The following is a 20147-nucleotide window of genomic DNA, read 5'->3' on the forward strand; positions in this document are numbered from 1 at the left end:
ACCCGGGGGCCAGGACCGGGACGACGACCAGCCGAGAGGGGAATCCCGCCATGCTCGACCACCTCATCCGGGGCGCGACCGTCGTGGACGGCACGGGCACACCCGGGTACGTCGCCGATGTCGGCCTCCGGCAGGGCCGGATCGCGGTCGTCGCCGCGCCCGGGACCGTCACGGAGGAGGCGCGCGGCACCGAGGACGCGACCGGGCTGGTGCTCACCCCCGGCTTCGTCGACCCGCACACCCACTACGACGCGCAGCTCTTCTGGGACCCGTACGCCACCCCGTCCATGCACCACGGCGTGACCACCGTCGTCGGCGGCAACTGCGGCTTCACGCTCGCGCCGCTCAACCCGGAGCGGCCCGGGGACGCCGACTACACCCGCCGGATGATGAGCAAGGTCGAGGGGATGTCCCTGGTCGCCCTGGAGGAGGGGGCGCCCTGGAACTGGTCGTCCTTCGGCGACTACCTGGACGCCCTGGAGGGGCGGATCGCCGTCAACGCCGGCTTCATGGTGGGGCACTGCGCGCTGCGCCGGCATGTGATGGGCCCGGACGCCATCGGCGGACAGCCCACGCCGGAACAGCTGGACCGGATGCTGCGGCTGTTCCACGACGCCATGGACGCCGGGGCCTGGGGGCTGTCCACCACCCAGTCCGCCACCCACTCCGACGGCGACGGCGAGCCGGTGGCCTCGCGGCACGCCCGGCCGGACGAGCTGCTGGCCCTCTCCCGGGCGGTGGCCGAGCACGAGGGCACCCAGCTGGAGGCCATCGTCGGAGGCTGCCTCGACCGGTTCAGCGACGAGGAGATCGACCTCTTCGTGGCGATGACGGCCGCGGCCGGACGCCCGCTGAACTGGAACGTGCTCACCATCGACTCGGCCGTGCCGGACCGCGTCCCCCGCCAGCTGCTGGCCTCCGAGCGGGCGCGGGCGGCGGGCGGCCGGATCGTCGCGCTGACCATGCCGATCCTCACCCCGATGAACATGTCGCTCGGCACCTTCTGCGCCCTCAACCTCCTCCCCGGCGGCTGGGGCGAGATCCTCGGCCTCCCGGTGCCGGAGCGGATCGCCGCCCTGCGCGACGCGGAGGTCCGCGCCCGGCTGCGGCGCTCCGCGGAGAGCGAGGAGGCCGGGGTCTTCCGGCGGCTCACCGACTTCGCCCGGTACGTCATCGGGGACACCTACTCCGCCGCCAACGACGGGCTCACCGGCCGGGTCGTCGGCGACATCGCCGCCGAACGGGGCCAGGACCCGCTCCAGGCCATGGTCGAGATCTGCGCCGCCGACGAACTGCGCACCGTGCTGTGGCCGATGCCGACCGACAACGACCCGGCCAGCTGGGAGCTGCGGCGGCAGGCCTGGAAGCACGAGGACGTCCTGCTCGGCGGTTCGGACGCGGGCGCCCATCTGGACCGGATGTGCGGCGCGCCGTACACCACCCGGTTCCTCGGCGACTGTCTGCGCGGGCGTCGGCTGGTCGGGCTGGAGCGGGCGGTGCAGATGCTCACCGACGAGCCCGCGCGGCTGTTCGGCCTGCGGGACCGGGGACGGATCACCGAGGGCGGCCACGCGGACCTGGTCCTGCTCGATCCGGAGCGGATCGACGCCGGCCCGGCGCGGCTGGTGCACGACCTGCCCGGGAACAGCCCGCGGCTGGACTCCCGCGCGATCGGCGTGGTGAGCGTCCGGGTCGGCGGGGTGGAGACGGTCCGGGGCGGCGAGGTCACTGGCGCCGTGCCGGGGACGGTGCTGCGCTCCGGCCGGGACACCCGGACGGTGAGCACCGCGGACTGAGCGGGGCGGGGCCGGCAACGGCCGTGGGGCGACGGCGGTCCCGGGACGGGTGAGCCGGGACGGGGGCTCGGAAGCGGGTCCGGAAGCGGTGAGCCCGGCAGTGGGGCGGCCGGCGGGTCGGGAAGCGGTGAGCCTGGCCGTGGGACGGCCGGCGGGTCGGGAAGCAGGTCCGAACGTGGGCTCCGGCGAGGGTCCCGGCACAGGCCCGGACGTGCCTTCCCCCTCGGGCCCGCGACGAGTCCGAGGGGGAAGTGCCGGGTCGTCAGGCACCCGGCCGCACGGGGAGGCCGAGCACCTGGTCAGAGGCGCTGGACGACCTCGCAGTTCGTCAGAACGTCCATGCTCGCCGAGTCGGCCAGCACGGTGTCCACGCCCGGGCCGCAGTCCACGTTGTCGTAGCCGCCGTTGAGGGCGACGATCACGTCGTTGCCCGGGCCGCCGCTGAACGAGGGCTGGGTGGGCGCGCTCGGCCAGCCGTCGCTGTCGTAGAGCCGGTCGCTGCCGCCGCCGCCGTCGATCGAGTCCTGCCCGCGGCCGCCGTCGATCAGGACCGAGGCGAGCACGTCGTCCGTGGTGACGGCCGAGTCGTTGCCGTCACCCAGGGCGGCGCGGACCGAGGTCAGCGTGCCGGCCGGGCCGCAGTCCGCCGAGTTGGCGGTGACCGCGGTGCAGCCCGGGCCGGCGGTGAGGCTGGTGGAGTCGGTGACGATCAGGTTCCCCGTGGTGGCGGAGAAGGTCACCGCGTTGGTCTCGCCGGGCAGGGCCGCGAGACGGACCTGGGCGCCGACCCGGACGACGGCCGCGGGGTTCGCGGCGGCCGAGGTGGTGATGGCCGCTGTCAGGGTGACAGCACCCAGAAGGGGGACGAGGACGCGCGCTCCGCGACGGAGGCGTGCAGCATTCCGTGTCATCGATGCAGTCCTTGCTGTTCGGGCGTGCCCCATCAGCCGTCGGACCCGGCCGGAGGCAGCCACTCGGGGCGTGGCCGCGCACTGGGGCAGCAGTGCTGGACGCGGGCCGAGGTGAGGCCCGACGATCCTCAGCGGTACCCGGGCGCCGTCCCACGGGCACCGGGTGCGGGCGCAGTACGCTCCGCTGCCGTGCCGGATCCCCCGACCGGGCCTCCCCGGTTGGCGCGGTGCGGGGGTACGGGCTAATGGGGCACGGTCCGGGACCGTCGGCCGGTGTCGTGCCTTTGGGGTGTCGTGCCGCGTCGGGTCCGTTCGGCCGGGCCCGGCCGGAGCCCCGCCCCGTCAGCCCCGCCCCCCTCAGCCCCCCGCCTCGTCAGCCCCTGCTCCGGCAGCCCCGCTCCGTCGGTCCCGTCAGTCCCGCCCCAGGAACACCGGGTTGGTCATCGCCGCCATCGTGCCGGGCAGCCCGGAGGACCCGCCGTCCGCCGGTGCGTGCCGCACCTCCGCCCGGACATAGGCCGCGTACTGCGGCGTCGTCCGCCACTCGACCGTCCCGGAGCCGGAGGCGGGGAGCTGCGCGGCGTGCAGCTGGCCCTGGTCGGTCACCAGGCGGACCGAGCAGCCGGGGACACCGGACACCTCCAGCCGTACCGTCACCGGCGTGTCCCGGTCCACGTCCAGCCGCCCGCCGATGCCCGCGTGCTTCCCGCGCCCGCCGGTGGCTCCGAACGTCAGCTCCACCGCCGAGGACTCGGCGATCCAGCTCCGGCCGGCCCGGATGCCCTCCAGGACCGCCGCCCGCGACAGGTCGTCGGCGAGGACCACGGTCTGCGGATGGCCGACCGGCTGCGGTTCGCGGTGGGCGTCGCTGTTGCCCATCGCGGGCAGCCAGCCGTGGCGCCCGGCCCCCGCCCCGGAGCGGCCGGACCGGACGGCCGCCACCAGGGTGTTGTCCCACCCGGCGACGGCGGCCTCGTCGTCCGGGGTGAACGCGCCGTTCCACACCTCCACCGCGTCCGCATCGTCGAAGCCGAACTTCCAGTTGCAGCCGACGCAGGTGCCGTGCGGATGGGCCGGGACGACCAGGCCGCCGGCCTGCCGGATCCGCCGGGCGAACCGGCCGAACACGCCGTCGCGGGCGCGGTAGCGCCAGTCGATGAAGGCGCCCCCGTCGATGCCCAGGGCGATCACATGGCCGTTGCGGGTGGTGACCTCCTCGCCGGGCAGCACCAGCAGGTCGTCACCCCACAGCCCCTCCCAGGCGCCGTGCCCCGAGACGGTGTTGTGCTCCGTCGTGGTGATGAAGTCCAGCCCCGCCGCGCGGGCCGCGGCGGCGGTCTCGGCCGGGGTGCGCAGCCCGTCGGAGTGGACGGTGTGCAGATGGCAGTCGCCGCGGTACCAGGCCCGGCCCCGCCCCTTGGCCCGCTGCGGCGGGTACACCGGCTCCGGCGTCGTGCCCGGTGCGCCGTACCACTGGGTGACGGTCACGGTGTAGTCCATGCCCTGCGGCGCGACGGTGTACGGGCCGAGGACCACCTGCCAGGTGCCGGGCCGCACCGGGCCCGCCAGATAGCCGGGCGTCGCGCGTTCCGCGCTGATCGTGAACTCCGTGCGGGCCCCGCCCGACCAGCCGCGGAAGCCCCGGCCGCCCAGCTCGGTGCCGCGCTCGTCGAAGATCCCGATGTCGCAGGCGTTCGTCTGGGTGCCGGGCGGGACGGCAGGCTTGTCGTAGCGGTAGGAGACGGCGATCTCGCGGACCCCGCGGTCCACGTCGACCGGGAGGTAGACGAAGTCCGGCGCCCCGGGCGGCAGGTGTCCGGTGAGCGTCCGGGTCCTCTCCCGGCCGCTCCCGTCCCGGGCGGGCTCGCGCGGCTCGGCGCCGCCGGCGGCACTCACACCGCTCACCGTAAGCGCGGTCGCCGCGCCCGTCACCGCGGACGCGCGCAGCAGCCCGCGGCGGTTCCAGCGGCCGGACTCGTGGTCTTCGCACATCGCACTGACTCCCCAGGGTCGAGAAGGACGGACGAGGGACCTTCGGTGGTGCGCCGTGCCCTCGTATTGAGCCGTGAACGCGGCGACATGGGAAGAGGTGACGCCGCTTTCCCGCCGGTGACGGCGGCTTCCGGTGCCGTGCTGCGCCCGCGCGCTGCCGAGCCGCCCCGTCCGCGCCGCTCCGGCTACCGGTGCGGCCGGTCTCCGCGGTCCCGCGCCGGCACCACGGGTCCCGCGCCGGCACCACGGGTCCCGCACCGGCACCGCCGGTCCGCGACGTGGGTGCCCGGGGCGGCCGGCGGCGGCCCCGTCTGTGAACGGCCGGTGACGTGTGCCGGGAGCCGGGTGCGCCCGTCTGGGGAAACGGGCAGGATCAAGAGCCCGGCCCGTTGCCGTCACCGGAGGTGCTCGTGCGCATCGCGACCACGATCTTTCTGACCGATGAGACGATCACGCCCGTGCGGCTCGCCCAGGAGCTGGAGCAGCGCGGCTTCCACGGGCTCTATCTGCCGGAGCACACGCACATCCCGGTCAGCCGGGAGAGCCCGTACCCTGCCGGCGGCCCGCTGCCGCCCGAGTACGGCCGCACCCTCGACCCGTTCGTCGCCCTCGGCCAGGCCGCGGCCGTCACCGAGCGGCTCGGCCTGGGCACCGGCATCACCCTCGTCGCCCAGCACGACCCGATCGGCCTCGCCAAACAGGCCGCCACCCTGGACTTCCTCTCCGGCGGCCGGTTCACCCTCGGCGTCGGCTTCGGGTGGAACGCGGAGGAGGCCGCCGACCACGGTGTGGACTGGCGCCGCCGGCGCGCGATCGTCCGGGACCGGATGGCGCTGATGCGGGCCCTGTGGGCGGCGGAGCCGACGGCGTACGAGGGGGAGTTCGGTTCGGTGAGCGCCAGCCAGGCGCACCCCAAGCCGGTGCGCGCGCCCCGGGAGCGGGCGGGCGCACCGCCGCTCACCGGCCCCCGCACGCTGCTCGGCGGCCGTGCCGGGCCCACGCTGCTCGCGCACATCGCGGAGTACGCGGACGGCTGGCTTCCGGTCGGCGGCCGGGGACTGGCCGAGGCGCTGCCGGAGCTGCGCCGGGTCTGGCAGGAGGCGGGGCGGCCCGGGGACGGCCCGGAGGTCGTGCCCTACGCCGTCCTCCCGTCCCCGGGGAAGCTCGCCCACTACGCCGAGCTGGGCATCGAGGAGGTCGTGCTGCAACTGCCGCCCGCGGACGAGGCGGAGGTCCTGCGGACCCTCGACGCCTACGCGCAGTACCTCTGAGGGCGGGCGGGCCAGTACCTCTGAGGCCGGGCCGACCCGTACCTCCGAGGCCGGGTGGCGCGGAGCCGGCCCCGAGCTCCGGCCCGTCCCGGCGGCCGGGCCGCGGCGCCGTGATCAGCCGCACACATCCCCGGCCCCCGCGGGGCCTTTCGCTGCTGGTGAGCGCTCGTATGCTCGGGGGATGACGACCAGCGCGCAGGGGACCGACCAGCCCGGACCGACCGCGAACGCCATGCGCCGGGCGTTGCGCCGGGCCCGCGACGGCGTGGCCCTGGACACGGCCGAGGCCGCCGTCCTGCTCCGGGCCCGGGGGACCGATCTGGAGGACCTGATGGCGTCCGCGGCCCGGGTGCGCGACGCCGGGCTGGAGGCCGCCGGCCGCCCCGGAGTGATCACCTACTCCCGCAGTGTCTTCATCCCGCTGACCCGGCTCTGCCGCGACCGCTGCCACTACTGCACGTTCGCCACGGTGCCCGGCAAGCTCCGCCGGGCGGGCCACGGGATGTTCATGTCTCCGGACGAGGTGCTGGACATCGCCCGCCGCGGCGCCGAAATGGGCTGCAAGGAGGCCCTCTTCACGCTCGGGGACCGTCCCGAGGACCGCTGGCCCGAGGCACGCGAGTGGCTGGAGGCCGAGGGCTACGACGACACCATCGCCTACGTGCGGGCGATGGCGATCCGCGTCCTGGAGGAGACCGGGCTGCTGCCGCACCTCAACCCGGGCGTCATGTCCTGGACGGACTTCCAGCGGCTCAAGCCGGTGGCCCCCTCGATGGGCATGATGCTGGAGACCACGGCCGAGCGGCTGTGGAGCGAACCGGGTGGCCCGCACCACGGCTCCCCGGACAAGGAGCCGGCCGTCCGGCTGCGGGTCCTGGAGGACGCGGGCCGCTCCAACGTCCCCTTCACCAGCGGACTGCTGATCGGGATCGGTGAGACGTACGAGGAGCGGGCCGAGTCGCTGTTCGCGCTGCGCCGCGTCTCCCGCGCCTACCACGGCCTCCAGGAAGTCATCGTGCAGAACTTCCGGGCCAAGCCGGACACGGCCATGCGCGGCATGCCGGACGCCGAGCTGGAGGAACTGGCCGCCACCGTCGCCGTCGCCCGCCACATCCTCGGCCCCTCCGGCTGCATCCAGGCACCGCCGAACCTGGTCGACGCGGAGTACGCGATGCTCATCGGTGCCGGGATCGACGACTGGGGCGGCGTCTCGCCGCTCACCCCGGACCACGTCAACCCCGAGCGCCCCTGGCCGCAGATCGACGAACTCACCGAGCGCTCCGCCGCCGCCGGCTTCCGGCTGCGGGAGCGGCTGTCCGTCTACCCCGAGTACGTCCTGAAGGGCGAGCCCTGGCTGGACCCGCGGCTGCTGCCGCACGTCCGCGCGCTGGCCGACCCGGAGACCGGGCTGGCCAAGGAGGACGCGCTGCCCGTCGGGCTGCCCTGGCAGGAGCCCGACGAGGGCTTCGCCGCCTCCGGCCGCACCGAACTGCACCGCACCATCGACACCGACGGCCGCACCGCCGACCGCCGGGAGGACTTCGACGAGGTCTACGGCGACTGGGAGGTGCTGCGCGAGGCCGCGGCCCCCGGTATGGCGCCGTCCCGGCTGGACGGCGACGTCCGCGCCGCGCTCGCCACCGCCGCCGACGACCCGACGCAGCTCACCGACGCCGAGGCCCTGGCACTGCTGCACGCCGACGGTCCCGCGCTGGACGCCCTCTGCCGGATCGCCGACGACCTGCGCCGGTCGACCGTCGGCGACGACGTCACCTACATCGTCACCCGCAACATCAACTTCACCAACGTCTGTTACACCGGCTGCCGGTTCTGCGCCTTCGCCCAGCGCCGCACCGACGCCGACGCCTACACCCTGTCGCTGTCCCAGGTCGCCGACCGGGCCGAGCAGGCGTGGGACGTCGGCGCGACCGAGGTCTGCATGCAGGGCGGCATCCACCCCGACCTGCCGGGCACCGCGTACTTCGACATCGCGCGGGCGGTGAAGGAGCGCGTCCCCGGCATGCACGTGCACGCCTTCTCCCCGATGGAGGTCGTCAACGGGGCCACCCGCACGGGCATGTCCATCCCCGCGTGGCTGGAGGCGGCCAAGGAAGCCGGCCTGGACAGCATCCCCGGCACCGCCGCCGAGATCCTGGACGACGAGGTCCGCTGGGTCCTGACCAAGGGCAAGCTGCCCACCGCCACCTGGGTCGAGGTCATCAAGGCGGCGCACGCGCTCGGCATCCGCTCGTCCTCCACCATGATGTACGGCCACGTGGACCAGCCGCGGCACTGGCTCGGCCACTTCCGGCTGCTCGCCGAGATCCAGCAGGCGGCGCTCGCCGGGGGGCACCAGGGCTTCACCGAGTTCGTGACGCTGCCGTTCATCCACACCAACGCGCCCGTCTATCTGGCCGGTATCGCCCGGCCCGGCCCCACCGACCGGGACAACCGCGCGGTCATCGCGATGGCCCGGCTGCTGCTGCACCCGCACATCCCCAACATCCAGACCAGCTGGGTGAAGCTGGGCACCGAGGGTGCGGCGGAGATGCTGCGGTCCGGCGCCAACGACCTGGGCGGCACGCTGATGGAGGAGACCATCTCCCGGATGGCGGGGTCGAGTTACGGCTCGTACCGCTCGATCAGGGACCTGGTGGCGATCGCCGAGGCCGCCGGACGCCCGGCCCGGCAGCGGACCACCACCTACGGCGAGGTCCCGGCCGAACGCCGGGAGGCGGCCCTCGCCTCCGACGGGCACCTCCCCGAACTGCTGCCGGTGGTGGGCGACTAAGTCCGCACCCAGACGCACGACCCCCAGTCCTCTCGGCCACGCTCCCCCGGGTGCTCAGCCCAAGTGCCGTTGCCGGTAGTCCTTGGGGGCAATGCCGTATGCGGCGCGGAAGGCGCGGCTGAATTCGGATGCCCGGGAATAGCCCCAGCGGTGGGCTATCGCGTGGATCGGCGTGCTGCGCAGCGCAGGATCGGTGAGGTCGTGGTGGGCTGCTTCCAGGCGCAGCCGGCGTATCCGGGCAGCGACGGTGGTGCCTTCGCCGCAGAAGAGGCGGTGAAGGTACCTGACGGAAATGTGGTGCGCGGCGGCGATTCCGGCCGGGGTGAGCTGAGCGTCGTGCAGGTTCTGCCGGATGAAGTCCTGGATGCGCAGCAGGAGAATCCGCTGGTGGGTTTCGGGAGGCAGGTCGTCCGCCGTCTCGAGAGTGTGCGCGAAGAGCACGGCGACCAGGTCCGTCACGACCGTTCCCAGGCGGGGGCCGTCGCTCGGCAGGTAGCTGCTGGTGTCGTCCGCCAGCCGGGTGAGGAACTGGGCCAGCAGGAGACCCATACCGGTCCGGCCGGGCAGCCGGGCGCCGACCACCCGGTCGGCAGCACCGCGGGGCAGGGGCAGAAGGGCCTTGGGAATTTCGAGTCCGATGCTCCTGATCATCTCTCCGTGCGTGTGGATCTCATACGGCACGGAGGAGTCGTTGCAGTGGAGGTCGTAGGGTCGGTACTGGGTATTCCGCTTTTTCCAGGCCGCCGTGGCGCATCCGTTGAGCACCAGTGAGAGGTGGAATACCTCCGGGTCGGACTGGCGGATCTGTTTCGCCGTGCGGCGGAAGACGAGGGGATGGTAGGTCGCCGGCCACACGGATACCGCGCCCAGATCCAGTATCCGCTGGACGGCCCGGTAGTCATGGGCGTGCTCGCTGCTGAGATGCATGGGCGCATGGGTTTGCCCGAGACGTTCCTGCCAGTAGTCGAACCGCTCCGCCGCGGGCACGGTGTCACTCCGGAACACTGTCTCGTTCAACAATTCTCTCCCCGTTCGCGTACAGGCGACCGAACCGCTGCCCATTCTCCTGCAGTTCGCGCAGCGGGGAATCGAAGGCCGGTACTGGTGCCCGCGCTTCCGGAATGCTGTACTTCAGTTCTTGTGGTCGTGGTCCGGCGCCTGCAGCGAATGGCGGCCGGGGCTTCAGGAGGGGGCGCTGTCAAATCGACGCGCCGTGACCGCTCTTGTGTGCGCTCATTGTCAACGGTTCTGTTCACCCGACGCTAACGACGCTGTGGTGCCTTTCCGGGGATTCTGGTGAACATCCGCCGACAGCGGCGGTTTTGGAATCGGGAAGGCCCGCTCGTCGCGCCGGTCTTCCTCGGAAGGAAACACACCATGATGAAGAAGACGGTTGTGGGACTCGTCATTGCGGGTGCGGCGCTTCTGGGGGCGTCGCCGGCGTCGGCTGCTTTCGAGAGCTACTCCCCCGAAGGCAAGGCCGGTTCGTGGAGTCAGAAGAACGACACCCAGGTCGCGGTGAAGATTCACAGCAGGGGCACGAAGGCCTATGCGAATTACTACCGCACGACGGACAGCAATGACTACTACACGCTGTGGAACAAGTCGGGGATCAAGGGCAACACCACGTACAGCGGCATCGGCGGCAAGGTGACCGACCTGCGGACGTGCAACTCGCAGCAGGGTTGGGACCCCTGCAGCGACTGGGAAATCGCCGGTTGACGGCACTCCGGGCGGCGCGCGGCGCCTGCCGCCCGGACGCAGTGACTGAGTGAGGCGGGGCGGGAGGGGCGGTTCGACGACCGGCCTTCCCGCCCGGCTCTGCGGGACGGCGGCAGGCAGAGAGGGACCCAGTGGGCCGGAACAGGAACGAAGCGGGGGAGGACCGGATCCCGTTGAACGGCACAGGGCTGCCCGACGCACCGGCCGACCGTGCCCTGCCGGACGGCGTGGCCCTCCGGGTGCGGGCCCGGGCGGTGACGGGCCCATGAAGCGGACCTCGCCGCTGCGGCGGCTGCTGCGGATGGGCCGGGCGTCGGCCAAGGGCGCAGACCCCGGCCGAGTACGGTTCGTCGCCCTGCTGCTGGCCACCGCCGTCCTGAGCCTCGGCCTGTCAGCGGTCGCGGCGACCTACGCCGTGTACGACGGGATCGAGCAGCGGACACAGAACCGCGCACTGCAGTTCCGTGACGCCTTTCCCTCGCGCCCGGTGACGGCCATGGCTGTGCCCCACTTCGACAAGGTCGAGGGACGGCAGTTCGCTCTGGTCCATCTGCGTCCGCTGTCCCCGCGATCGGCGCCGCCACCGGGCGTCGACCGATGGCCCGCACCGGGGGAAGCCGTGCTGTCCCCGGCACTGGCCCGGGACCTGCGGTCCGAAGGAGCGTCGGAGCGGTACGGCCGGATCGCGGGGACGATCCGTGACGAGGGCCTGGCACATCCCGGCGAGCGGTACGCCTATGTCAATCCCACGGACCGACAGCTGGACACCCGGCGTTCGCATCCGGTCGTCGGCTTCGGCGACCGCGGTATGCCCACCGGTGACATCCGGTTCATCCCCGACCGTGCAACGTTCCTCCCGGTCCTCCTGCTCCTCCTCGTGCCGGGCGCGGTGCTGGCGTTCGTCGCGGTCCGGCTGGGCTCCCCGGGCCGGGACCGGCGCAGGGCACTGCTCGGCGTGCTGGGTGTCGGCAGAGCCCAGCAGGCGCTGTTCACCCTCGCGGAGGCCGCGGTGCCCGTGGCGGCCGGCGCCGTGGTGGGGACGCTTCCCGCGCTGTGGGTGACGGCCGTCGGCAACGTGCCGCTTCCCTGGGTCGACTACTGGCTGTCGTCGGCGGATCTGCGGAACAGGTGGCCGGCGTCGGCTCTCGCCGGATGCGGCGGGGCGGCGGTCATGGCGCTCCTCCTCGCCGTGTTCCTCCGTCCGGCGAGGCAGCGGACATCGCGTTCGACGCGACGCCCCCTGCGCCGGTACCGGGTGACGGAGCGGGCGGCGTTCGCCTGCCCTCTGCTGCTCTTCGCGACCGTCTGGGGACCGGCGCAGCTGGACCCCGCGCGCCCTGGCGTCCTCCGGGATGTGCTCTACACCGCAGGCGTCGTGGCCGTGCTGGCGACCCTGCCCTGCGCGGTCGCGGTCGGTGTCGCGGCGCTCGGCTCACAGCTCGCCCGGAGGGCGCGCCGCGAGGGTGCCCCGGTCGCCGGCCGGTACCTCGCCGCACACCGGGGGGTGACGGTGCGCCTGGCCGCCGGGGTCGCCATCGCTCTCGCACTCGTCAGCCATCTGCACCTCGAGGTCACGCGGGTGGGGGAGAACGCACGGGCCGCCCAGGTCACGGCGAGCCGTGTCGGCGACCGTGTTCTGCTCCTGAAACTCTCCGGTCACCTCCCCCGGGACCGGGTGAACACGGTGCTCCGCGGCCTCCCGGCAGGTGTCGGGACACTCGCGGTGTACCCGCCGAGCGATCCGGGTTCCCGCGCGCCCGCACGGATCCAGGGCGCCTGCCCGCTCCTGCGGTCCCTGCAACTGCGCTGTCCGGAACGGCCCACGCTCGTCTCCTCACGCATGGCCGACCCGCGTCTCGTGGAAACGCTCCGCTGGATCAGCCCTGTGGTGGACCGCTTCGAGGTGCGGCAAGGGGCGCCGCTTCCCGGCCGCTCCGCGGTCCGCCCGGAGAGGCTGGTGCTCGTCGCCTCCGACGGCGGGGTCCTGCCCCGGGCGAGGATCGAACAGACGCTGAGGGACTCAACTCCGGTGGCCTCCGCGGGCGTCGGCGCGCCGGGCGCCGAATGGCTCGGAGGCGCGAGGGACGCCGACACCCGCGGGAGGTGGATCGTCCTCCTCGGCCTGCCGGGCCTGCTGACCGTTGCCCTGGCCCTCGCCCTCGCAGGTCTCTCCTCATTCCTCGACTTCGGTCGCGGCAGTACGCGGCCCGGCGTGCTCGCCGGCAGGCGGTCCGCTGCGTACGCGTCGGCGGCTTGGGCCCTGGCCGCACCGCTGTCGGCAGCGTTCGTCATGGGGGCGGTCGCAGCCGGCTGGCTGGCTGCTCCCCGGGAAGCGGCCGGTGACGGCGTGGGGCTGTCGGGTGACGTTCTCGCCGTCGCAGCAGGAGGAGTTGCGGTCCTGACCGTCCTGATCTGGTGGTGGGGCGCACGGGCTGCCGTTCGTCCGTCTCGGCGGCACCCGGCCGGTGTGGAGGACACCCGCCAGGGGCGCCCCGGGCACCGGGTCGCCCCGCGCCGGACGCGCGAACCGGCCTCGTAGCACCGGCCAAACGTTTCACCACCGTCCGGAGGACGGCAGACGCAGCGGTGCCTGACCGGAACTCGCGCCGGCAGCAGCTGCCCGAGCCGTCCCCGGAGAACCTCTCGACCACCACAGAGGGCGAGGCCCGGGCGCCGGCGTCCGGCGGGACCGACCTCGGTTCCGCCGCACCCGGCGGCGTCCCGGACCGCCTCCCCGCCCATGAGCGACAAGCGCTCGTGGCGCCGAAGCCGGCTCCGGACCACCGGACCGGCCCGGCCTGCTCATCCCCGCACCACTCATCTCATCCCTGCACCACTCATCACAGGAGATTCCGCATGTCCCACAGACCCGCACGCCCTGCCGTCCGGACCGCGGTTGTCGCGGCCTCCCTCGCCGCCGTCGTCCTCGGTGTGACCGCGCCCTCCCAGGCGGAGCCCGTCTCCAGGGCACCGAAGGCGTCGGTCGCCGCGCCGAGCGCCTCGAGCGTGGGCGGCGCCATATCCCGCACCGAGATGATCCAGCGGGCGCAGTACTGGGTCGACGAGGGCGTTCCCTACAGCCAGTCCCGCTACTACCGCGATCCCCAGGGGCGTACCTACCGCACGGACTGCTCCGGCATGGTGTCCATGGCCTGGCATCTGCCCACGAGCGCCACCACCTGGACGCTGCCCAACTACTCCACGCGTCTCGGCAGCCTCGACGATCTGAAGCCGGGCGACATCCTCAACAACATCGACCAGCATGTGGTGATCTTCGCGAGCTGGGCCGACGCCGGTCACACGACGGCGAACATCATGGAAGAGGCCCGCCCCGGCACCAACGCCCGGAAGTCCACGTACAGCCGCAACTACATCAACAGCAACGGCTTCAAGCCCTACCGCTACAACAAGGTCACCGATGCCCCGGTGCCCGATCCGGACAAGGGCATGACCAACGTCACCGCGGTCGGGGACCTGACGGGTGACGGAAAGAACGACGTCATCGCGGTGGAGACCGCGACCGGCGACCTGTACCGCTACTCCGGCCCCGATTACGTGGGCTCCAGCGCACGGGTGAAGATCGGCAACGGCTGGAACTCGATCAGCAACATCGTGGGCGTCGGCGATCTGACGGGTGACGGCGTGGCCGACATCATCGCGGTCGACGCGGAGAACGGGAACCTGTACCGCTACTCCGGCCCGAAGTACAACGGCGGATCCCGCGTCAAGATCGGCACCAAGTGGGACTCGATGACCGACATCGCGGCGGTCGGCGATCTGACCGGTGACGGGAAGCCGGACATCATCGCGGTGGAGAAGTCCACCGGCAACCTGTACCGCTACTCCGGCCCGGACTACAGCGGTGGTTCCCGGGTCAAGATCGGCAACGGCTGGAACGCGATGTCGACCATCGTGGGCGTCGGCGATCTGACGGGTGATGGCGTGGCCGACATCATCGCGGTCGATGCGGCGAACGGGGATCTGTACCGCTACTCCGGTCCGAAGTACAACGGCGGATCCCGCGTCAAGATCGGCACCAAGTGGGGATCGATGATCAACCTCACGGGTGTCGGTGACATCACCGGGGACAAGGTCCCGGACCTGCTCGCGGTCGAGCAGGCCACCGGCAAGCTCTTCCGTTACTCCGGGCCCGACTTCAAGGGCGGCAGCCGCGTCCAGATCGGCACCCACTGGTAGCCCCGGCGAGGCACTGAAGTCCCTCGCGCTCGTGGTGCGGCCGTCCGCGGCCGCACCACGAGCGCCCCTCGAAGTCCGTCACCACACGACCGGAGGAAGAACCCGCATGTCCAGACCCACTCACCCGCAGCACCGGCTCACCAAGCCCGTCCTGTCGGCGCTGCTCACCGCCCCCCTCGCCGCACTCACTCTCTCCCTGCTCACCGCCCCCGCGGCGCAGGCGGCCTCCGTCAGTACCTGGGACAAGGTGGCGCAGTGCGAATCCGGCGGCAACTGGAGCATCAACACCGGCAACGGCTACTACGGCGGACTCCAGTTCGCCAAGTCCACCTGGGACGCCTTCGGCGGCAAGCGGTACGCGTCCTACCCGCACGAGGCCGGCAAGGAACAGCAGATACGCATCGCTGAGAAGGTCCTGGCCACCCAGGGGGAGGGTGCCTGGCCCGTCTGCGGCCCCCGCGCCGGCCTCGGGAACGATCACACCGATCCGTACCCGGCCGAACCGCCCACTCCGCAGTCCGAGATGGCGAACCTCACCCCGGTCGGCGACCTCACCGGGGACGGGAAGCCCGACATGCTCGCCGTCGAGGTCTCGACCGGAGATCTGTACCGCTACGCCGGGCCGGGCTACGGAGGCGGTGCCCGGGTGAAACTCGGCTACGGCTGGAACGCCATGAGCGACATCGTGGGCACCGGCGATCTGACCGGTGACGGTGTGGCGGACATCATCGCCGTCGACAAGCACTCCGGTGATCTGTACCGCTACTCCGGACCCCACTACAACGGCCGTACCAAGGTGAAGATCGGCACCAAGTGGGACTCGATGACCAACATCGCGGCGGTCGGTGACCTGACCGGTGACGGGAAGGCGGACCTCGTCGCGGTGGAGAAGTCCACCGGCAAGCTGTTCCGTTACTCCGGTCCCGATTTCCAGGGCGGCAGCCGCGTCCAGATCGGCACCGGCTGGAACGCGATGTCCACCGTCGTGGGCGCCAGCGATCTGACCGGTGACGGGAAGGCGGACCTCGTCGCGGTGGAGAAGTCCACCGGCAGCCTGTACCGCTACTCGGGCCCGAACTTCAGCGGCGCCACGAAGGTGAAGATCGGTACGAAGTGGGGGGCGATGGCCAACCTCGCGGGTGTCGGTGACATCACCGGGGACAAGGTCCCGGACCTGCTCGCGGTGGAGAAGTCCACCGGCAAGCTGTTCCGTTACTCCGGTCCCGACTTCAAGGGCGGCAGCCGCGTCCAGATCGGCACCCACTGGTAGGCGCGGGAGCCCGACCGAACTTTCCGACTCCTCACCCGGGAGATTCTTGTGCGACACATCAGGACCCTCTGGGCCACCCTGAGTACGGCGGCTCTGGTGCTCGCCGGATCCATGGCCCTGACGCTGTCCGCCCAGGCGGACAGCGTGCCGTCCGGCAGCGCGCCGCCGCTGCGGTTCGTCAGCTACAACATCTGCGGCAACAAGTGCGGTGCCGGGTACGACAACCAGCGACGGATCGACACCGTCGTCGCGGAGGCATCCGGCTCCGGCTGGAAGGCCGACCAGATTCACCTCCAGGAGGTGTGCCGGACCCAGTACGACGCCATCCGCAGCCGCCTCGCCCCTAAGGGCTTCCAGGGGCTGTTCACCGAGACGCTGTCCGGGGACGCGAATATCTGCGGCGGCAGCGACTACGGCGTGGCCGTGCTCGTCAAGGGGCCGCTCTCGGATACCAAGGTGCTCGACCTGACGGTGGGCGGCGAAAGCGAGCCCATCAAGGTCCCCTGCGTCAAGAGTTCCCTGCAGGGCAGGGCGAACTGGGCCTGCTCGGTCCACCTCTACTGGGGGGAGGAGGAGTACCGCAACGCCGAAGCGCGCGCCTTGGCCGCGCAGGCGAAGCAATGGGAGGACTCCGGAGTTCCGGTGGTGCTCGCCGGCGACTTCAACAACCGTCCCCGTGCGACTGCGCTGTCCAGCTTCTACGACAGGGGCATCAACGACGGCGGGCAGGGCACCTTCACCGAGGCCGACGAGACCGACAAGGACCACTTCGACCCGGCCGCCTGCACCGCGGCGACGCGCCGCTGCCGGTCCGGTGAGCCCACGTTCGGCGAGAGGAAGATCGACTATGTCTTCCTCAGCTCCCGCTACGTCAAGGGCCTCAAGGGCGATGCGCTGCCCCTCGACCCCAAGGTCTCCGACCACCGGATGCTCCGCGCCGCGGCCACCTGGGCCGACTGCGGACCGTCGGCATCCGGCTCGGGGCCGATCGTCCGGCGGGACGCGGACGGGGCGCTGTTCACCCACTCGCGCAGCGCCGACGGCACCGTGTCCGGAGGGTGCAAGGTCGGTACGGGCTGGAACCCCATGCGGATGGTCGCCCGCAACGGCAAGGACCTGATCGCCGTCGACCCGGACGGGAAGCTCTGGCGCTACCCGGCCGACGCCGCCTCCGGTTCGTACTCCGGCTCCACCCGCGTGTCGGTGGGCGAGGGCTGGCAGCCGATGAACACCCTGCTCGCCCCCGGTGACTTCTCGGGTGACGGCAAGGCGGATCTGATCGGCCGTGACAGTGCCGGTGATCTCTGGCTGTACAAGGGCAACGGTGCCGGCGGGTACCAGCCTCGTGCCAAGATCGGCCACGGCTGGCAGGTGTATGACGCGCTGGCCGCTCCCGGGGATTTCTCGGGTGACGGCAAGGCGGATCTGATCGGCCGTGACAGTGCCGGTGATCTCTGGCTGTACAAGGGCAACGGTGCCGGCGGGTACCAGCCCCGCGCCAGGATCGGCCACGGCTGGCAGGAGGGGGAACTCCTCATCTGACCTCCGCAGGGAGGGCGCGGAACGGACGGCCGGCCGAACGCGGGGAAGCCGTCGGCGACATCGGCTCCACGCTCCGGCGCCGGCCCCCGGGTTCCACCCGGGGGCCGGCGGGGCGCCACCTCGGGGCCCCGCCCGGTCCGGACGGGGCGGGCCCGGCGCAGTCGGGCCGCGCACACGGGTAGGGGCCTGTCGCCGCCCTGTCACCGCACACGGACAGGGCGGCGACAGCCGCCTGCATAAGGTGGCCGTCATGTCTTGGCAACAGCAGCCCCAGCAACCACACCAGCCCCAGCAGCCCGGGCAGCCGCCCCAGTACCAGCAGCCGGCCCAGCAGCCCGGTTTCGGCCCGGCGCCCTCCTGGCAGCCGACTCCGCCGCCCACGCCCCAGCCGCCGCGCCGCAACACCAACCGGACGGTGCTGATCGCTGCCGGAGCCGTGGTGGTGCTCTGCGCCGTCGGCGGCGCGATAGCCCTCACCTCGGGCGGCGACGACAAGCCCAACGGCGCCCGCAAGAAGGTCCGTTCCTCCCCGCCGGTCTCCGCCCCGGCCGGCGGCGGCAAGGAGGGCCCCGAAGCCCCGAACGCGGGCCCGACGGCGGACGGGCCGATGGTGAAGGGCTGGCAGACGCAGACCCGGGAGGAGCACGACTTCAGCTACGACGTCCCGGGCAAGGCCGAGAAGTGGCAGGTCTTCGACGACGACACCGCCCTGTCCTACAACGACGCCAAGGGCAAGCCGATCGTCGTGATGACCGGCGCGGGCAACTACCGCGAGGGCGGCTGCTCCTCGCAGCCCAACCCCGACGGCGTCGGGGAGGCGGGCAAGGGACAGCTCGCCACGGTCGGCACCACGGGCGGCGGCAAGGACGGCACCCTCCAGGAGAACGCCCGCAACTGGGCCGGGAACTGGGGCTACATCGCCTACGGCGGCGACGAACACAAGCCGAAGATGGAGGTCGGCCAGGCCAAGCCGTGGAAGCACAACGGCATCGAGGGGTACACCGCCACCGCCAAGGTCAAGGTCACCAACCGTCCCAGCAAGTGCGTGCCGCCGTCCGCCGTCGCGGTCAGCATCGCCCAGAAGTTCCCGGACGGGACCATGCACGGCTGGGTGCTCTACGCGGACCAGGGGATCAAGAACGCCCTGACCCCCGCGCAGATCCAGAAGATCATGAAGACCGTGCGGCCCGCGGCCGACTGAGCCGGCGTGGCTCCCGGCGGCGCCGGGCCGTGACCTCCACGGCCCGGCGCCGGGCGTGTCCGGGAGCCCCGCACACCGGATTCCCGCGCGTCGGCTTCCCGCAGGCCGGACTCCGGGGCACCGGATTCCCGCGCACGGCTCGTCCCGGTCCGGGCTCCGTCCGGCCGCGGGCGCCGTCCACCCCGTGGCGTACTCGATCAAACCCGACCTCAGGGGCGACTGCTCACATTCCGTTCTCGACTCGGAGCCGACCATTCCCGGTCCATTACAGTGCTGCGCGAGCGGCGACGGGATGTCCTGGGGCGTCGGAACCGGAACGGGAGCGGGAGGGACGCGAGTGAGCGCAGCAGGCACAGCCGTCTGGGGCCGTGCCGAGCAGCAGGACTTCCGCAGCCGCGTCCGTGGCTGCCTGCTCGGCGGCGCGATCGGAGACGCCCTCGGCGCCCCGGTCGCGTTCGAGTCCCTCGAGGGGATCCGCAAGGAGCACGGCCCGAACGGCATCACCGACTACGTCCCCGCACACGGGCGGCGCGGTGCCGTCACCGACGACACCCAGATGACCCTCTTCACCCTCGACGGGCTCATACGGGCCCAGGTCCGCCGGGACACCGGGGCCTGGCACCCGCCCACCGACGTCTTCCGGGCCCACCGGCGCTGGTCGGTCACCCAGAGCGACTGGGGGCCCGACGAACGCCGCGAGGACGACGGCTGGCTCGCCCGCGAGGAGTGGCTGTACGCCCGCCGGGAGCCCGGCCGGGCCTGTCTGAGCGGTCTGGCCGACGGCGTGATGGGCACCCTCGACCAGCCCCGGAACCCGGACTCCAAGGGCTGCGGCGCCGTGATGCGGTCCGCCCCCTTCGGGCTGCTCGTCGGCTGGGAACCGGAACTCGTCTTCCAGCTCGCCATCGAGTGCGCCGTGCACACCCACGGGCATCCCACCGGCTACCTCGCGGCCGGTGCCTTCGCCGTCATCGTGCACGGGCTCGCGCGCGGGGACGGCCTCGACAACGCGGTCCAGCACGCGCTGCGCCAGCTGGCCGCCCGCCCCGGCCACGAGGAGACCACGGACGCCCTGCGGCAGGCACTGGGAGCCGTGCGCCAGGGCATGCCGACCGCCTCCCGGGTCGAGGCCCTCGGCGGGGGCCGGACCGCCGACGAGGCCCTCGCCATCGGGGTCTACTGCGCACTGGTCGCCGAGGACGTCCGGCACGGCCTGCTGCTCTCCGTCAACCACGGCGGGGACTCCGACTCCACCGGCTCGGTCTGCGGCAATCTGCTCGGCACTCTGCACGGCGAGACGGCGCTGCCGCCCGGGTGGCTGGCCGAGGTCGAGGGCCGTCCCACCATCCTCGAACTCGCCGACGACTTCGCGATGGAGATGACCCAGGGCCCCGCGCTGCACAGCCCGGCGGAGTCCGTGCCGGGCTGGCTCGCCCGCTACCCCCGGGCCTGAA

At 72.5% G+C, this 20147-nt stretch carries 13 protein-coding genes; 10 read left to right on the forward strand and 3 right to left on the reverse strand.

The annotated features are described in order from the left end of the window. Positions 1-50: 50 nt before the first annotated feature. A complete protein-coding gene (locus ACFYYR_RS17345) occupies positions 51-1796 on the forward strand; it encodes an amidohydrolase family protein (protein WP_388853344.1) in 1746 nt (581 codons plus the stop codon). 299 nt (positions 1797-2095) lie between these two features. Here the strand turns inward: ACFYYR_RS17345 and ACFYYR_RS17350 are convergent, their stop codons facing one another. Continuing rightward, positions 2096-2707 (reverse strand): hypothetical protein, encoded by a 612-nt coding sequence (locus ACFYYR_RS17350; protein WP_388853347.1) that lies wholly within the window; start codon positions 2705-2707, stop codon positions 2096-2098. Between the two features lie 411 nt (positions 2708-3118). Continuing rightward, positions 3119-4699, reverse strand: a complete 1581-nt coding sequence (locus ACFYYR_RS17355) for a CehA/McbA family metallohydrolase (protein ID WP_388853350.1) — start codon at positions 4697-4699, stop codon at positions 3119-3121. A gap of 410 nt (positions 4700-5109) precedes the next feature. On the opposite strand from ACFYYR_RS17355, the gene ACFYYR_RS17360 reads away from it, so the two are divergent. Further along, a complete protein-coding gene (locus ACFYYR_RS17360) occupies positions 5110-5970 on the forward strand; it encodes a TIGR03619 family F420-dependent LLM class oxidoreductase (RefSeq protein ID WP_388853352.1) in 861 nt (286 codons plus the stop codon). Between the two features lie 181 nt (positions 5971-6151). Next, complete coding sequence (locus ACFYYR_RS17365) at positions 6152-8761, forward strand: bifunctional FO biosynthesis protein CofGH (protein ID WP_388853355.1); 2610 nt, start codon at positions 6152-6154, stop codon at positions 8759-8761. A gap of 54 nt (positions 8762-8815) precedes the next feature. Here ACFYYR_RS17365 and ACFYYR_RS17370 read toward each other — a convergent pair whose 3' ends face one another. Beyond that, on the reverse strand, positions 8816-9778 hold the full coding sequence (locus ACFYYR_RS17370; RefSeq protein WP_388853358.1) for a helix-turn-helix domain-containing protein: 963 nt from the start codon (positions 9776-9778) through the stop codon (positions 8816-8818). A 360-nt stretch (positions 9779-10138) separates the two neighbouring features. On the opposite strand from ACFYYR_RS17370, the gene ACFYYR_RS17375 reads away from it, so the two are divergent. The 7 genes from ACFYYR_RS17375 to ACFYYR_RS17405 all read left to right on the forward strand — a co-directional run bounded on the left by ACFYYR_RS17375 (position 10139) and on the right by ACFYYR_RS17405 (position 20146). Further along, positions 10139-10483, forward strand: coding sequence for a hypothetical protein (locus ACFYYR_RS17375; protein ID WP_388853361.1), 345 nt, complete (start codon positions 10139-10141; stop codon positions 10481-10483). A gap of 265 nt (positions 10484-10748) precedes the next feature. Then, positions 10749-13022, forward strand: coding sequence for a hypothetical protein (locus ACFYYR_RS17380; protein WP_388853364.1), 2274 nt, complete (start codon positions 10749-10751; stop codon positions 13020-13022). A gap of 317 nt (positions 13023-13339) precedes the next feature. After that, on the forward strand, positions 13340-14680 hold the full coding sequence (locus ACFYYR_RS17385) for an FG-GAP repeat domain-containing protein (protein ID WP_388853367.1): 1341 nt from the start codon (positions 13340-13342) through the stop codon (positions 14678-14680). Between the two features lie 106 nt (positions 14681-14786). Then, positions 14787-15950: a transglycosylase family protein gene (locus ACFYYR_RS17390; protein ID WP_388853370.1), complete on the forward strand. Its 1164-nt coding sequence runs from the start codon at positions 14787-14789 to the stop codon at positions 15948-15950. A 48-nt stretch (positions 15951-15998) separates the two neighbouring features. Beyond that, positions 15999-17492: an FG-GAP-like repeat-containing protein gene (locus ACFYYR_RS17395; RefSeq protein ID WP_388853373.1), complete on the forward strand. Its 1494-nt coding sequence runs from the start codon at positions 15999-16001 to the stop codon at positions 17490-17492. 250 nt (positions 17493-17742) lie between these two features. Beyond that, the gene (locus ACFYYR_RS17400) at positions 17743-18693 is read left to right on the forward strand and encodes a hypothetical protein (RefSeq protein ID WP_388853376.1); all 951 of its coding nucleotides are present in this window, start codon (positions 17743-17745) and stop codon (positions 18691-18693) included. Positions 18694-18985: 292 nt separating this feature from the next. Continuing rightward, on the forward strand, positions 18986-20146 hold the full coding sequence (locus ACFYYR_RS17405; protein WP_388853379.1) for an ADP-ribosylglycohydrolase family protein: 1161 nt from the start codon (positions 18986-18988) through the stop codon (positions 20144-20146). The last annotated feature ends 1 nt before the right edge of the window (position 20147 follow it).

Source organism: Streptomyces sp. NPDC001922 (assembly GCF_042891165.1).
Classification (GTDB): domain Bacteria; phylum Actinomycetota; class Actinomycetes; order Streptomycetales; family Streptomycetaceae; genus Streptomyces.

Excerpts from the sequence above, each read along its gene's own strand:
- ACFYYR_RS17355 (WP_388853350.1), bottom strand. The coding sequence starts at position 4,699 with ATGTGCGAAGACCACGAGTCCGGCCGCTGGAACCGCCGCGGGCTGCTG.
- ACFYYR_RS17375 (WP_388853361.1), top strand. The coding sequence starts at position 10,139 with ATGATGAAGAAGACGGTTGTGGGACTCGTCATTGCGGGTGCGGCGCTT.
- ACFYYR_RS17365 (WP_388853355.1), top strand. The coding sequence starts at position 6,152 with ATGACGACCAGCGCGCAGGGGACCGACCAGCCCGGACCGACCGCGAAC.
- ACFYYR_RS17380 (WP_388853364.1), top strand. The coding sequence starts at position 10,749 with ATGAAGCGGACCTCGCCGCTGCGGCGGCTGCTGCGGATGGGCCGGGCG.
- ACFYYR_RS17350 (WP_388853347.1), bottom strand. The coding sequence starts at position 2,707 with ATGACACGGAATGCTGCACGCCTCCGTCGCGGAGCGCGCGTCCTCGTC.
- ACFYYR_RS17385 (WP_388853367.1), top strand. The coding sequence starts at position 13,340 with ATGTCCCACAGACCCGCACGCCCTGCCGTCCGGACCGCGGTTGTCGCG.
- ACFYYR_RS17405 (WP_388853379.1), top strand. The coding sequence starts at position 18,986 with ATGTCCTGGGGCGTCGGAACCGGAACGGGAGCGGGAGGGACGCGAGTG.
- ACFYYR_RS17400 (WP_388853376.1), top strand. The coding sequence starts at position 17,743 with ATGTCTTGGCAACAGCAGCCCCAGCAACCACACCAGCCCCAGCAGCCC.
- ACFYYR_RS17345 (WP_388853344.1), top strand. The coding sequence starts at position 51 with ATGCTCGACCACCTCATCCGGGGCGCGACCGTCGTGGACGGCACGGGC.
- ACFYYR_RS17390 (WP_388853370.1), top strand. The coding sequence starts at position 14,787 with ATGTCCAGACCCACTCACCCGCAGCACCGGCTCACCAAGCCCGTCCTG.